Source organism: Phenylobacterium sp. P4_E10 (assembly GCF_056401675.1).
Window position 1 is genome coordinate 100,517 of the sequence record NZ_JBFUIW010000006.1, and the last position, 14,196, is coordinate 114,712.

Here is a 14,196-nt window from a genome sequence, read left to right on the forward strand (position 1 = left end):
CTCGACGGCCAGTTCATCGCTCAAATAGCCGCGTTGGACGAACCGTCAAATACACGTCATGGTAGCGTCATTGGCGCTCGTTAACCAGTTCCCCAACCCGGCGGAATCCCCGCCGGGCGTTTCGTCTCTGCGCCGCGCGCGCGAAGCCATTGGGGGACTGCGATGGTCTGGATTAACGAGTTCCACTACGACAATTCCGGCACGGATTCCGGCGAGTTCATCGAGATCGCCGGCGCAGCTGGGACCAGTCTCGCCGGCTACAGCATCGTGCTCTACAACGGCTCGAACGGTCAGAGCTACGACACCGACGCCCTGACCGGGGTCCTGACCGACCAAACCGGCACGGGCTTCGGCTTCAAGTCGCTGAGCTATGCGACCAACGGCATTCAGAACGGCAATCCCGACGCCATCGCCCTGGTCTACAACGGGACCGTCGTGCAGTTCATCAGCTACGGCGGCACGTTCACCGCCACCAACGGCCCGGCGGCCGGGATGACCAGCACCTCGATCGGCCCGGCCGTCGAGAACGGCACGGATGCGCCCAACACTTCGTCGATCAGCCTCGTCGGCTCTGGCGACGACTATGCCGACTTCACCTGGACCAAGGTCCTCGGCACGCCGACTGCTGGCCAGGTCAACGCCGGCCAGACCCTGACCGGCGACTCGACCCCGACCGTCACAATCTCGGACGCCAGCGTCACCGAGGGCGACACCGGGACAAGCGTCCTGACCTACACCCTGACCCGCACCGGCGGCCCGGACGCCTTCAGTGTCGACTACGCCACCGCCAACGGCACGGCCAGCGCCGGTACGGACTATGTCGCCGCTACGGGCACGGTGAGTTTCGCGGCCGGCCAGAACACCGCCACGGTCAGCGTCACCGTCAACGGCGACACCGCCGCCGAGGCCAACGAGACCGTGTTCCTGAACCTCTCGAACGCCACGGGCGGCGCCCAGATCGGCGACGCACAGGGCGTGGGCGTAATCCAAAACGACGACGCCGGCACGCCGGCTCTGACCAAGATCCACGACATCCAGGGCACAGCGTTCTTCAGCCCCATCCTCGCCGCCGACGGCATCAGCAGCTTCAACGCCGTCTCGACCACCAAGGTGGCCGTCCAGGCCGTCGTCACCGGCATCGACGACGAGGGCCCCCTGCAAGGCTTCTTCATCTCCGAAGAGACCGCGGACTGGGACGCCGACTCCCGCACTTCGGAAGGCATCTTCGTGATGACCCGAAACGACGCCAATGAAGGCGCGGAGATGAACAGCGGCGACTTCGCCGGGATCACGGTCGGCGAGACGGTGACGCTCGAGGCCCACGTGATCGAGTACAGGTCGTTCGACAACCTGCCGCGCACCTTCCTGACCAATCCGTCGATTATCGCCCAGTCGAACAGCGCCGTGCCGCTGCCGACCCTGGTGCTGGACGGTTCGGCCGGCAAGGCGATCCCCAACACCATCCTCTCGGACGACAATCCGGACTACACCGACTCCGTCGATGGCGTCGGCGACACCTTCGATCCCGAGAACGACGCCCTCGACTTCTTCGAGACCGTCGAAGGCATGCGCGTCACCATCCCCAACATGGTGGTCGCCGACGGCTATGTTGCCGGTCAGGACGACTCCGTCCGCTTCAAGGCCTATTCCGAAGTTCACGCCGACGCCGTGCAGATCAACGCCCGCGGGGGTTACACGGTCAGCGGCGACCCGGCGCTCTCGCCGCCCGACACCGCCGCCACCGATGACGGCACGATCCGCGGCGGCCGCCATCTGCACGACGGCGACACCAACCCCGACATCGTCGAGCTCGACTTCTCCGGCGCCGGACGGGCCGGGACGGCCAACTTCGACCAGCTGCTGACCATGGGCGACAAGATCGGCGACGTCACCGGGATCGTCGATTTCGACTACGTGAACCTCAAAGTCTACGTCACCGACGCGATCGATACGTCCGGCCTCTCGGCGCAGCCCACGTTCGAGACCGTCACCCTGGCCGACGACCCCCGCAGCCTGAGGGTCGCCAGTTTCAACGTGAAGAACCTCGACCCGGGCGACGACACCAAGGTCGACGAGGGCAGCGCCTCAGGCGTCGGCAAGTTCAACGACATGGGCAAGGCCATCGCCCAGAACCTCGGCTCCCCTGACATCATCAGCATCGAGGAAGTCCAGGACAACAACGGCGAGGCCGCCGGCGGCGTGGACGCCTCGGTGACCTGGGAGCGGCTGGCCCAAGCGGTCTCGACCGCGACCGGCCACAAGTACCAGTGGGTCGACGAACTGCCGGTGAACGGCGCCGATGGCGGCGCGCCGGGCGGCAATATCCGCGTCGGCTTCCTGTACAACACCGAGCGGGTGCAGCTCGGCGATCTCGACGCCAACGCCACCATCGCCGAACGCCGCCAGTTCGTGGATCGCATCGGAGACGGCGTGCGCGACGCCGGCGATAAGCTGGCCTTCAGCGACGACCAGATCGGCGGCGTCAATCCGGCCGACTACACCTCGACCCGCAAGTCGCTGCTCGGCGAATTCACCTTCAACGGCTCCAGGGTCTACGTCACGGCCAACCACCTGCCCTCGAAGAGCGGCTCGTCCGGCGACTTCTATCAGGCCAACCAGAACATCGACGTGGGCGAACCGGCTAACGGCGACTGGGCTCAGCGCAACGCGGTGGCCGACGACCTCTGGACGATGATGAACCACATCGCCGCGTCCGACCCCGATGCACGCATCGTCGCCGGCGGCGACTTCAACGAGTTCTACTTCTATCGCCCGATGGAAGTGCTGACCGGCTACGTCAACGTCGACGGATCGGCCCGGGTCGGCGGCGAGCGCTTCACCAACCTCACGGTCTCCGAATTGCCGGAAGCCGAGCGCTTCACCTACGACTTCGACGGCCGCAGCCAGGCCATCGACCACATCGTCGTCGATGAGGAACTGGCCGCCGTCGCCTCCTACGACGTCGTCCACATCAACACCGGCTACAACGAACGCACCGGCGCGGTGAACCCTTCCCTGTCCGACCATGACCCGGTCGTCGGCCAGTTCGACTTCCGCTCGTTTGCTGAAAACCTCACCGCCACGGCCGCAAACGACTCGGTCCAGGGTTTTGGCGGCGACGACACCATCGCGGGCGGAGCCGGGGCCGACACCCTGTCCGGCGGCGACGGCGCCGACAGCCTGCTCGGTGGAGCGGGGACCGACAGCCTCTTCGGCGACAAGGGTGACGACATCCTGGCCGGCGGCGCCGACAAGGACCTCTTCATGTTCGGCAAGTCGTCCGGCGGAAACGACATCATCGTCGATTTCCAGTACGGCCTCGACAAGCTGCGTCTGCTGGACGGAGCGCGCGTGACCTCGATCACCTTCGCGGACACCGACCTCGACGGGATCAATGATACGGTGATCACGCTCGGCGGGGCCGGCCAGGGGACCATCACCCTGCTCGACGTTGCGACCGCCACGAATGGCGGGCTGTTCTAAGCTCCGCCTTCGGCATCCCCGGGGCGGCGCTCCGGGGATGGCCAAATGAAAACCCCGCCGGTCGCCCGGCGGGGTTTCTCGTTTCGAGGCGACTGGATCAGGCCGCGGAGGCGAGTGGTCGGCGGCGCATGCGGATCGCCGTTCCGGCCGCGCCGAACCCGACGATCATCAGCGCCCAGGCGCCCGGTTCCGGCACCGCCGAGGTCGGCGCGAGAGCGTAGCGCAGCTGCCCAGTGGCGAAGCCGTCTTTGCCACTGACCACCGCCTTGTCGAAGCGGCCATTGGCGGCCAGCAGCCTGGCGCCGGCGAAGCCGTCGACGTCGCGGCCGACCGAGCCCTGATAGACCCCGCCGAGATAGTAATCGACGCTGACGCTGCGCACGTCGAAGGAGTCCGGCTGGGCCTCGAAGCCGAATACCGACAGCGCCTTGCTGAAGCTGAATGTCAGGCTGTCCATCCCGGCCGCATAGAGGATCCGCGGCATGTCGCCTTCGGTGTCCGGCGCGCCCGCCCACGGCCCCCAGGTGACCGAGGCGGTCCGCGCCTCGACCGTCTCGAAACCGACGCTGAGCACGCCGTCGCTCAGCCCGGCCAGCGTCTCGAAATCGTCGACGCCGATTTCCAGCAAGGTCGTGCCGGCCAGATAGGCAGCGTTCGGCGCGGCGATGGCGGTGACCGCGGCGTGCGCCGGCCCGCCCAAAACAAGCGCCGCGCCCAGCGCGGCGGAGAACTTCACAAGACCCATGATCGGCTTCCCTTGACTAAGGCAGGGTCCCCGCCGCGCAGGAACATTCCCCGTCGGCCGCCCCCAAGATTCCCCCGCCCAGACAGAGCGGCAGCTATCTCAGGTAGAGCCTCCCGAAGCCGAAAACCCGTGAATTTTTCTTGTCGGTTTCGCCCTGTGCGCGAGCAATAAAATCCTTGCACAGCAAGGGGTTATCTCAGGCCTCAGAGCCCCGCGCCGAGGAAGTCGCGCTTGCCGACCGTGACGCCCTGGCTGCGCAGGATGTCGTAGGCCGTGGTCACGTGGAAATAGAAGTTTGGGATGCCGAAACCGAGCAGGTAGTCGGCCCCGTTGAAGGTACGGGGCGCGCCACCGGTCGGAAGCTCGATCGTCCGCGCCTCGGCGCCTTCCAGCGTTTCAGGCCCCACGCCGTCCAGATAGGCCAGGGTGGCGTCCACGCGCGCGATCAGTTCGTCGAGGGTGGCCTCGGTGTCGGGCATCGCCGGCGCGGCGACCCCGCTCAACCGCTGCACTGAGAGCTTGGACGTGTCGCTGGCCCGCTGCACCTGCCCGGCGAGGTCGAGCATGTCGGGCGCCAGCTTGGCCTGCACCAGGACCTTGGGATCGGCCCCGGCCTCCGCCGCATGCGCGGCGCCCTTTTCGAGCATGGCTTTGAGCACCTTCAGGCCCCTGGCGAAGACGGGAACCGAGGCTTGATACATCGACAGGGACATAGGCGCTCCACCAGCAGGACTTGTGCGCCCGATATGGTCGCGCTTTCGCCGGTCCGCAACGGCCTCAGCAGCCCTTGTCGGAATAGAGCTCCATCAGGTGATCCAGCCGTTGCTGCATCGGGATCATGGCCATGATCTCGCGCTGCGACTCTTCGATCTGGTTCATCATCTTCTTGGTTCCGGCCACCATCTGCGCCTGACGCCCCATAGACAGCGCCTGGCTGCCGAACGGCACCTGCGAGGCCAGGCTGCCAAGGGCGCTCATCGCCAGCCCGCTCATGCCCATGCCCGACGCGGACATCATGCCGGACGAGGCGTCGGTCATCGCCGCCGCCTGCCGCGTTTGCTGGTCCTGGACCTTCTGGTTGATGCCGTTGATCTCGGCGATCAACTGCGAACAGGCCATGGCCCGGTCGCCGGCGCGAACCACCTCATAGGCGGCCGTGGCCGGTTCAGATGCGAGAATGGCGGTGGCGAGCAGGAAAATCATGGCGCGGCCCCTTGCTTGGGGCTTCGAACCTAGGCGCGAGGCGTCTGCCCGCCACGGGTTTGCGACAGGCCGGACATCAGACGCGACGGGATGGTCAGGCCGACGGCGGCGGCGGCGAGGCCGCGGCCTCGTCGATCAACCACTCGCGGAAAGCCGCCGTCACCGGCCGCGCCGCGGCGCTGGGCGCCACGAAATGGAAGCGGGCCGGCGTGCGCACGAAGCCGTAGGGCGCGACCAGCCGGCCCGAGGCGATGTCGCCGGCCACATAGATCCACGGCGAGACTCCGGCGCCCAGCCCGGCGACCGCCGCCTCCAGCATGTAGAACAGGTGTTCGTACTCGCGGTTCTCGAGGCCTTCGCCCACCCGCACGCCGGCATGGTCGGCCCATTCGCGCCAAGCCTGGCGATGGGGTCGGGTGTGCAGGCGCGGCGCGGCGTCCAGCCCGATCAGCCCCAGCGCAGGCGCCATCACCGGGCCATGGAAGTTGTCGAGGAAGGGCGTCGCCTCCAGGCCCTCGCCCAGAATGGTCTCGGCCAGCCGGATCGCGGCGTCGAACGGGTCCTTGCTGAAGTCCACCGGGCCGTAAGCCTCGGTCACCCGGATATTCAGACCCGGGTGGCGGGCATGGAACACCGGTAGTCGTGGGATCAGCCAGCGCATGGCCAGCGTCCCGACGCAGGAGACGTGCAGTTCCCGGTCGGCGGCCGAGCGCAGCGCCAGGAAGGCCCGTTCGACCCCGTCGAAGGCCACGCCCAGGCTCTCGGCCAACCGGGTCCCGGCCTCGGTCATCCGCAGGCTGTTGCGCGGCCCCGCCGTCAGCCGCACCCCGCACAGCCGCTCCAGGCTGCGCACCTGCCGGCTGATCGCCCCATGCGTGACGCAAAGCTCATCGGCGGCCAGGTTCATCCGCCCATGCCGCGCGAACGCCTCGAAGGCGCGCAGGGCGGTGAGCGGCGGCAGGTCTCGTTTCGGCATGTGACCTCAGATCACGACGTAGCGACGTTATACGGGTACGCCATGGCCGGCGAGTGCGGCTTACCGATCGTGCTCGCCAGGGCCCTGCAGGACCCGCAGCCAATCGGCCGGCGGGTCTTCCAGGCATGAGCGTGGAATGCCCTGGGTCGCCGCGACGTGCGCCCGCAGCGCCCACCAGTAACAATCCCAGACGAAGCTTAGGTCGTAGATCGCCCGGTCCAGAAGCCATTGAGCGATACTGCGCCCGCGGTGTTCGATGATTGGAAATTCGTCGGCCAGCATGGGTCCGCCCTCGTTCCGTGACTTCAGGATGAGTAAGTCGGCGTCACGCGGCAAACGACTAATGGGCTGACTATTCGTGAGTTGAGTTCACAGATACGGTCGGGTCGACGGCCCGCGCCGGCTCCCGCTACCCTCGGCGCAAGCAGGAGGGTCCTCATGAACCAGATCGAGACCATCGCCGGGCGCCTTGTCCTGGTCTGCGCATCCGACGGTCCGCCGTTGGCTTCCGGACGCGACGCAGCGACCTGATCGGCGATGCGTTGTCGCTCGGCGCCGAGTTGGTGGTGGTCCCGACCGCGCGGCTCTCCGCCGATTTCCTGCGCCTCTCCACCGGCCTGGCCGGCGAGGTGCTGCAGAAGTTCGTCAATTACCGCCTCACCCCGGTCATCCTCGGCGACATCTCCGTGGCGGTGGCGGCCAGCGATCCGCTGCGCGACTTCGTAAGGGAGTCCAATCGCGGCCGCTCGGTCTTGTTCGTCCCCGATCGCGACGCCCTGGAAGAACGACTCGCAGCGCGAACCTAGAACACCGTTCTTCGACCTGTGACCCCAGTCACAGCCGCCAGCGCCGGCCGGGCCTAGGAATGCAGTCACCGCAACACAGCGGTCCTTCCTCCCCTAGGAGCCAGCCATGCGTAGTCTGATTGTTACGACCCTCGCCGCTCTCGCCCTGTCGGGATTTGCGGCTCACGCCGAAGAAGCCACCATGCGTGTCCGCGTCGGCGACCTGAATGTCCACGAAGAGCCCGGCGCCCGCGCCGCTCTGCGTCGGATCAAGTACGCGGTGAACAACTTCTGCGGTCCGATCAACGGCTATCCCTTGGGCATCACCCGCGCCTCGAAGGAATGCCGTAAGGACATGACCGACAAGGCGGTCGCGAAGTTGGACGCCCCGATGGTCACCGCGCTCTATGCGCCGGCGACCGTCGCCTCCACCCAACTGGCCCGTCGCTGAGACCTCCCAGGCGGACCGTTGTTCAAGCTGTGATAGCCTCCGCGTTCCTGCGCGGAGGCTTTCGCATGTCCGAACCGGCCGCAGAGGCTGTGCTGGCGGCGCTCGCCCGGAGCGCGGTGCTGGCGCGCCTGTCGCCGCGCGGTCGCGAGCGGCTGGCCGCCTCCGGCGCCTGGCAAGAGCTCAGCCCCGGCCAGATGCTGTTCCGCTCCGGCGATCCGGGCGACGCGGTCTTCGTGATCGTCGAGGGCGAGGTCGAGGTCCGCAACTCCACCCCCGGCGGCCGCGACATCCGCCTGGTCGCGCTGGGCCCCGGCGACCTGGTCGGCGAGATGGCCGTCCTCGACGGCGGGCTGCGCTCGGCCGACGTCGCCGCCACCCGCCGCTCGCGGCTCTGGCGCATTGCCCGCGCCGCCCTGCTGGACGCCCTGGAGACCGAGCCGAAGGCCGCCGTCGCCCTGGTGGTCGAACTTAGCGCCCGCCTGCGCGCGGCCGACGCCGACATCGGCGACAAGGCGGTGCTCGACCTCGCCGGCCACCTCGCCCGCCTGCTGCTGGCGCAAGCCAGCGCCTCCGGCCTGGTGCCGCTGACCCAGACCGAAATCGGCCGCCGCCTCGGCTTCTCGCGCGAGAAGGTGAACCGCCGGCTGAACGCCTGGGCGCAGGAAGGCCTGGTCGAGCTGACCGCCGCCGGGGTCCGGGTTCTCAGCCCCGAGCGGCTGCAGGGCGTGATCGCCCGCCGGCTGAAGGGTTAGGGCTCGCCCTAATAGAGCAACCCTCTTGAGCGCGGTACGGTAGTGCAGCTCGACGCCGCGCGGCGTTCGCGAGGCGCCGCTTCTGCTGAAGAGAAGGGACGACCTATGCCTGCGCTTGAATCTGTCATGTCGGATCTCAATGTGGCGTTTAGCCGGGATCGCATCCAAGCCCTCGCCGCCCGGGCCGCCGACTTCGCCCCCGGCTCCGACCCGATCAAGGCCGGCCACCTGACCGAAGAAGGCACGGTCCTGCACCGGGCCCTGGAGGGCTACATCCGCGAACTGCCCGGCGCCTTCCACGTCGTCGTCCGCAGCCTGATGCACTATGCGCTGACCGCCGATCCGCCCATTCCGATCACCTTCGCCTGGGCGCCCGGCTACGACTTCGAGCTCACCGTCTGGCACGTCCCCGACGCCCCGACCACGCGCGGCGGCATCACAGTCCTGGCCAAGAGCCGCTATCCGGGCGACCGCCACCCCCTGGCCAAATAGCCCTCCTCACGGCGGCGGCGACAGGCCGTCGTCATCGCGGAAGGCGAGCCGGATCCCCTCCCGCAGATGGCGCTCGTCCTCGGGCCGGGCGTAGGTCACCAGCATCGGCGCGGTCGTCCGCGCTCGCTCGCGCAGGGCCGGAGGATAGGCGCGCCTCGCCTCCTCGAACCGACCCAGTCTGGCCAGGCTGGCGGCGAGAATTGAAGCCGCCCTGGCGTCCTTCAGGCGCACCGCCGCCTGCGCCTGAGCGGCGGCCTCCTCATAGTTGCGTCCCTGATAGTGGGCCAAGGCCAGCAGCTGCAGCATGGGTCCCAGCTGCGGGTCATAGGGGCTGCGTCTCAGGCTCCGCTCGATCGGCTCGACCGCCTCGTCCGGCCGCCCCATGTAGATCAGCACCTGGCCAAGCCGGAAGTGGCCGAATGCGAAGTTGGGATTGAGCGCCAGCGCCCGCCGCGCTTGATCGTGCGCCTCCCCGTGCCGGCCCAGATAAAGCGCCGCCCCGGCCAGGGCGAAGTAGCCATAGGCGTCGCGCGCATCCAGCGCCACCGCGTGACGCGCCGCCTCCCAGGCCTCTTCCAGATCGGCCACCGGCTGATGCGACCAGCCGTAGATCGCCCCGCCGTAGAGCATCCGCGCCAGGCCGACATAGCCGAGCGCCAGCTCCGGATCGCGGTCGATCGCCTGGCGGAACAGGCCGATGGACAGGCGATAGTCGTCCATGGTCATCCGGTTGAAGTGCCACATGCCGCGCTGGAAGCAGTCGAGCGCGGTCAGATCACCCAGGCTCTTGCGGGCGCTGCGCGCGCCCTCGGTGTGCAGCATGGCCGGCTCGATCGCGGCCACGACATGCTCGGTGATTTCGTCCTGCAGGGTGAACAGGTCGACCAGTTCGCCGTTCAGGCTGTCGGCCCAGAGCTGCGATGCGCTCGCCGCCTCGATCAGCCGCACATTGGCCCGCACCCGGGTTCCCGACTTGCGGACGCTGCCTTCCAGCACATAGCGCACGCCCAGCTCGCGGCCGACCTGGCGGGCGTCCACCACCCGGTCCTTGTAGGTGAAGCTGGTATTCCGATCGATCACGAAGAACCACCGCCAGCGCGACAGCGCCGTCACCACGTCCTCGGTCACCGCGTCGGCGAAGTAGTCGTCCTCGCCGCTCAGGTTCTGGAACGGCAGCACCACGATCGAGGGCTTGTCCGGCAACGCCAGTGGCGTGGCGCTCGACGTGGCGTCGGCGCCGAGCAGCACCCGGAACGCCCGGACCGGGCGGGTCATGTTCTTCAGCGGCTGCTCACCCAGGTCGTCGAAGCCGACGTCGACCCGGCCCTGGGTGTCCTCCTGCACCCGGGCCGAGACCCAGATCCCGCCCGGTTCGGCCAGGCCCTCGAGGCGCGCGGCCACATTGACCCCGTCGCCAAGGATGTCGTCGTCCTTCACCACCACGTCGGCGGCGTTGATCCCCACCCGGAACAGGATCTGTTCGTGATCGGCCAGGCCACCGTTGCGCGCGACCATGCCGCGCTGAATCTCGACGGCGCAGTTGAGGGCGTCGACCACGCTGCCGAACGCCGCCAGCAGCCCGTCGCCGGCGGTCTTGATGATCCGGCCGCGGCGGGTCTCCACCGCCGGCGCGACCAATTCGCTGAGATGCTGGGCGAAGCGGGTCAGGGTCGCCTCCTCGTCGGCGGCGACCAGCCGACTATAGCCGACGACGTCGGCAGCGAGGATCGCAGTGAGCCGACGCTCCATCTGCCCAACCAAGCCCAATCTCCTTTAGGCCCGCCCCGGCGCTGGGGACTATACCAGACGAACCGCGCACTCCCTCGCCAACCGGAAGTTGTTGCTGCAATTCAAGGTCTTGAACGGGCGGAAACGCCGTCGGAAATGCCCGCCTATCGACCAATCACGCCATCTGCTCGACCAGGGAGGACGCAATCCCCGCGCGCATGAGCTAATCTGCGCCCGATTGCGCGAAGAGATCTGATGTTCAAGACCAAAGAAACCCGGCAGGCGGCTTGGCTCACGTTCGGCGTCTGGCTGATGTCGGCGTTCTTCTTCACCGCGACCACGACCATCAGCGGCATGGCGATGACCGTGCCGCTGTTCATGACCCTGGTGGCCTTCGACTCGCTCGGCGTGGCGCTCTCGGTGTTGCTGTTCATGGTCGCCATGCGCATGCGCCGCCGCACCAACGCGGTGCGGTTCGGCGCGGTCGCCGGCGTCGCCATCGTCGCCTCTGTCGCCCTGTCGTTCGGCGACGTCGTCATCATGGACGTGTTCCGCACGATCTTCGAACCGGACGCGGCCGAGCCGACCCGCAGCGTCGCCATGCGCACCCTGCTCAACACCCCGGCCTTCGTCTGGATCTTCGGGACTCTCAGCGCGCTCTACCTGACTCTCCAGGCCAACTGGACTGTCCGCGAGCAGGAGCGCCAGCTCGCCGATGCGCGCACCGCCGCCAGCGAGGCCAACGCCGCCGCCAGCGCCGCGCGCCTGGCGGCCCTGCGCTACCAGCTCAACCCGCACTTCCTGTTCAACACCCTCAACGCCGTCTCCGCCGCCGTCATCACCGGCCGCAAGGACGAAGCCGAGAGCATGCTCTCCAAGCTGGCCGACTTCCTGCGCGTCACCCTGGTGGCTGACCCGGAAGCGATGATCCAGCTGGAGGACGAGATGGCCACCCTCCAGGCCTATCTGGAGATCGAGAACGTCCGCTTCCGCGAGCGCCTGGCCCTGGAATTCATCTGCCCCGACGAATTGCGCAGCGCCGTGGTCCCCAGCTTCCTGCTGCAGCCGCTGGTCGAGAACGCCATCAAGTACGGGGTGTCCCCGACCAGCTCGACCGTGACCATCCGGCTGGAGGCCACCCGCGACGGCGACGACCTGGTGGTGCTGGTGCAGGACGATGGCGACAACGCCGCCGCCGCCGACGCGCGTCCGGGGGCCGGCGTTGGGCTGAAAAATGTGCGGATGCGGCTTGAGACCCTGTTCGGGGCCCGCGGCGTACTGCAGGCCACCCCGCTGGCCCGCGGCTTCCTGGCCATGGTGCGGATGCCGCTGCAGACCTCCGCCACCGTGGCGCCGTTCCGCCGGAGGGTCGCGGCATGATGCGCGTGCTGCTGGTCGACGACGAGCCCGCCGCCCTCGAGCGTCTGAGCGCCCTCTTGACCCAGGTGCCCGACATCGAGGTGGTGGGTAGCGCCCGCAACGGCCGCGAAGCCGCCGAGGCGGTCGAAGCCCTGAAGCCCGATCTGGTGCTGCTCGACATCCAGATGCCCGAGCGCAGCGGCTTGGCCGTCGCCGCCGCCCTGCCGATGGAAGACCGCCCCGAGATCGTCTTCGTCACCGCCTTCGAACTCTACGCCGCCGACGCCTTCGAGGTTGAGGCCGCCGACTACCTGCTCAAGCCCGTCCGCTTCGACCGCCTGCGCCAGGCGATCGAGCGGGCCCGCCGCCGCCAGGCCCTGCGCGCCGCCGCCGCCCGCGCCGAGGACGCCCAGGCGTCTCCCGCCGACGAGGATCCGGACGGTTTCTGGGTGCAGGTCCGCACCGGCTACGTGCGCGTGCCGCTGACCGAGATCGACTGGATCGAGGCGGCCAAGGACTACGTCCTGCTGCACACCCCGACCCGCAGTCACATCCACCGGGCGACCATGAACGCGCTGGAGCGCAAGCTGCCGCCGAGCGAGCTGGTCCGCGTCCACCGCTCGGCCTTCGTACGGCCGGCCCGCGTCAAGGAGGTCAAGCGCCTCGGCAAGGGGCTGATCTCGCTGGTGCTCGACGACGGGGTCAACGTCGCGGTCGGGCCGTCCTATGTGAACGCCGTCAGCGAGCGCCTGTCCCTCTACCAGGACTGACATAGCGCCCTACCCGACCGGACTGCTCCGCAGGATTTTCGCCATCGCCTTCCCCTTGGCGAGTTCGTCGACCAGTTTGTCCAGGTAACGGATTTCGCGCATCGTGGGCTCTTCGATGTTCTCCACCCGGACGCCGCAGACCACCCCCGTGACCAGCGATCGCGCCGGGTTCATCTGAGGCGCCTGCGCAAAGAAGTCCTCGAAATTGACCTTGTCGCTTAGCTGCTGGTCCAGCGACTGCGGGTTATGCCCGGTCAGCCAACAGATGATCTCGTCGACCTCGGCCTTTGACCGCCCCTTCTTCTCCGCCTTGGCGACATAGTGCGGATAGACGCTCGCGACGCTGACTGAGTAGATTCGATGCTTCGCCATGCGTCCCTCCGGGCGTTCCCGAGCTTGTCCGACCCAGGATAGCTGGTCGTCCGCCGATGCGCCGCCGTTATCGTCCGAGGGTGTAGCGAGCGCTGAGGCTGGTGCTGAAATAGTCCGGCGAGCCCAGGCCTGCGACGATCGGGCTGTCGGCCGCCTCGCCCGTCACGCGCCGGTAGGAGCCGACGGCCTCGAGGCTCCAGCGGGGGTTCAGCCGGTACTCGGCGCTCAAAATCACGCCGGGCGACCACGAGGCGCCCGAGGGCGAGAAGGGTTGGATGCCGAGCGGACTGCGGGAGGCTTCCAACGGCGTGACGGCGAAATATTTGCGGGTGAACGACTCGTCCCCCCACCCGAGGCGCGGTCCGGCCGTCAACGCCCAGCGGTCGGTATGGACGATGGCGTCGGCGCCGAAATCGCCCACCCAGCTATCGTGACCCCCGAAGCCATGCCGCGCCTCGGCGCGCAGCCGCAGCCAGTCTGCGGGCCACCAGTTGACGAAGACGCCGGCCTCGACGGCGCCGTCGATCTTCTCGAATCCGCGAAGGTCGTCGTCGTCGCCGCGCGACGAGCGCCAGCGGCCGGCGAGGCCTGCGGTCAGCGGGCCTTTGCCGACCAGGCCAAGGCTGATTCCGTCGTCCGGAGCCCCGAAGGGAGCTGGCTCCGCGTCGCGCCGGGACACAACCACCGCGCCGCTGAACCAGGCCCGATAGTCGTCCGATCCGAGGTAGTCTGGCGCATAGCGCGCTCCGGCGCGGACGCTGTCGAGCGTCCAGCCGAACAGCGTTGGGGCAGGAATCTCCTGCGCCGCAGCGGCTGACGCCGACACGATTGCGATGATGAAAGGCAGACCCGCTGTGGTCGCCGCCCTGGTCCGGCGGCGAACAACGCGGCGAGCTTCCGCGAGCTCTCGAACGCTAGCCAATGCGCACCCCCTTCAGCCCACAGCTAACGGGGGAACGCACAACGCAACGTTCGGTTGCTCGCGCCTCCATCGCCCGGCCGCGGCGGCGCGAGCGGATCGCCCCGCCGAATAAGCCAAAGCCGGCGACCAAACACGACGCACGGTCGACTAGGACCTCG

Annotated in this window: 14 protein-coding genes and 1 pseudogene; 7 read left to right on the plus strand and 8 right to left on the minus strand. The window is 68.2% G+C overall.

What is annotated here, in order from left to right:
* Positions 1–162 precede the first annotated feature (162 nt).
* Entirely contained in the window at positions 163–3,483 is a 3,321-nt protein-coding gene (locus AC1DQJ_RS08945) for a Calx-beta domain-containing protein (RefSeq protein WP_477602356.1), read from the plus strand.
* Between the two features lie 97 nt (positions 3,484–3,580).
* Here AC1DQJ_RS08945 and AC1DQJ_RS08950 read toward each other — a convergent pair.
* The 5 genes and pseudogenes from AC1DQJ_RS08950 to AC1DQJ_RS08970 all read right to left on the minus strand — a co-directional run.
* A pseudogene (locus AC1DQJ_RS08950) lies at positions 3,581–3,688 on the minus strand (PEPxxWA-CTERM sorting domain-containing protein); the annotation flags it as partial.
* A 743-nt stretch (positions 3,689–4,431) separates the two neighbouring features.
* On the minus strand, positions 4,432–4,941 hold the full coding sequence (locus tag AC1DQJ_RS08955) for a DUF1993 domain-containing protein (protein ID WP_477602358.1): 510 nt from the start codon (positions 4,939–4,941) through the stop codon (positions 4,432–4,434).
* Positions 4,942–5,005: 64 nt separating this feature from the next.
* Complete coding sequence (locus AC1DQJ_RS08960) at positions 5,006–5,431, minus strand: hypothetical protein (RefSeq protein WP_477602360.1); 426 nt, start codon at positions 5,429–5,431, stop codon at positions 5,006–5,008.
* 94 nt (positions 5,432–5,525) lie between these two features.
* Positions 5,526–6,407 (minus strand): LysR substrate-binding domain-containing protein, encoded by an 882-nt coding sequence (locus AC1DQJ_RS08965; RefSeq protein ID WP_477602362.1) that lies wholly within the window; start codon positions 6,405–6,407, stop codon positions 5,526–5,528.
* 60 nt (positions 6,408–6,467) lie between these two features.
* Entirely contained in the window at positions 6,468–6,689 is a 222-nt protein-coding gene (locus AC1DQJ_RS08970; protein ID WP_477602364.1) for a hypothetical protein, read from the minus strand.
* 260 nt (positions 6,690–6,949) lie between these two features.
* On the opposite strand from AC1DQJ_RS08970, the gene AC1DQJ_RS08975 reads away from it, so the two are divergent.
* The 4 genes from AC1DQJ_RS08975 to AC1DQJ_RS08990 all read left to right on the plus strand — a co-directional run bounded on the left by AC1DQJ_RS08975 (position 6,950) and on the right by AC1DQJ_RS08990 (position 8,887).
* A complete protein-coding gene (locus AC1DQJ_RS08975) occupies positions 6,950–7,213 on the plus strand; it encodes a DUF4180 domain-containing protein (protein ID WP_477602366.1) in 264 nt (87 codons plus the stop codon).
* Positions 7,214–7,319: 106 nt separating this feature from the next.
* Positions 7,320–7,643 carry a UrcA family protein gene (locus AC1DQJ_RS08980; RefSeq protein ID WP_477602368.1) on the plus strand — a complete coding sequence of 108 codons (324 nt, stop codon included), beginning with the start codon at positions 7,320–7,322 and terminating at the stop codon, positions 7,641–7,643.
* 65 nt (positions 7,644–7,708) lie between these two features.
* Positions 7,709–8,395: a Crp/Fnr family transcriptional regulator gene (locus AC1DQJ_RS08985; RefSeq protein ID WP_477602370.1), complete on the plus strand. Its 687-nt coding sequence runs from the start codon at positions 7,709–7,711 to the stop codon at positions 8,393–8,395.
* Between the two features lie 126 nt (positions 8,396–8,521).
* Complete coding sequence (locus tag AC1DQJ_RS08990) at positions 8,522–8,887, plus strand: hypothetical protein (RefSeq protein WP_477602372.1); 366 nt, start codon at positions 8,522–8,524, stop codon at positions 8,885–8,887.
* A 6-nt stretch (positions 8,888–8,893) separates the two neighbouring features.
* Here the strand turns inward: AC1DQJ_RS08990 and AC1DQJ_RS08995 are convergent, their stop codons facing one another.
* Positions 8,894–10,648: a tetratricopeptide repeat protein gene (locus AC1DQJ_RS08995; RefSeq protein WP_477602374.1), complete on the minus strand. Its 1,755-nt coding sequence runs from the start codon at positions 10,646–10,648 to the stop codon at positions 8,894–8,896.
* Between the two features lie 222 nt (positions 10,649–10,870).
* Here AC1DQJ_RS08995 and AC1DQJ_RS09000 point away from each other — a divergent pair, with 222 nt between their 5' ends.
* Together AC1DQJ_RS09000 and AC1DQJ_RS09005 are read left to right on the plus strand one after the other, a co-directional pair.
* Positions 10,871–11,995: a sensor histidine kinase gene (locus tag AC1DQJ_RS09000; RefSeq protein WP_477602376.1), complete on the plus strand. Its 1,125-nt coding sequence runs from the start codon at positions 10,871–10,873 to the stop codon at positions 11,993–11,995.
* Positions 11,992–12,744 carry a LytR/AlgR family response regulator transcription factor gene (locus AC1DQJ_RS09005; RefSeq protein WP_477602378.1) on the plus strand — a complete coding sequence of 251 codons (753 nt, stop codon included), beginning with the start codon at positions 11,992–11,994 and terminating at the stop codon, positions 12,742–12,744. Before AC1DQJ_RS09000 ends, AC1DQJ_RS09005 begins: the two co-directional genes overlap by 4 nt.
* Before the next feature lie 9 nt (positions 12,745–12,753).
* On the opposite strand, the gene AC1DQJ_RS09010 is transcribed toward AC1DQJ_RS09005, so the two are convergent.
* Positions 12,754–13,116 carry a DUF2200 domain-containing protein gene (locus tag AC1DQJ_RS09010; protein WP_477602380.1) on the minus strand — a complete coding sequence of 121 codons (363 nt, stop codon included), beginning with the start codon at positions 13,114–13,116 and terminating at the stop codon, positions 12,754–12,756.
* A 67-nt stretch (positions 13,117–13,183) separates the two neighbouring features.
* Complete coding sequence (locus AC1DQJ_RS09015) at positions 13,184–13,942, minus strand: MipA/OmpV family protein (protein WP_477602382.1); 759 nt, start codon at positions 13,940–13,942, stop codon at positions 13,184–13,186.
* Positions 13,943–14,196 lie beyond the last annotated feature (254 nt).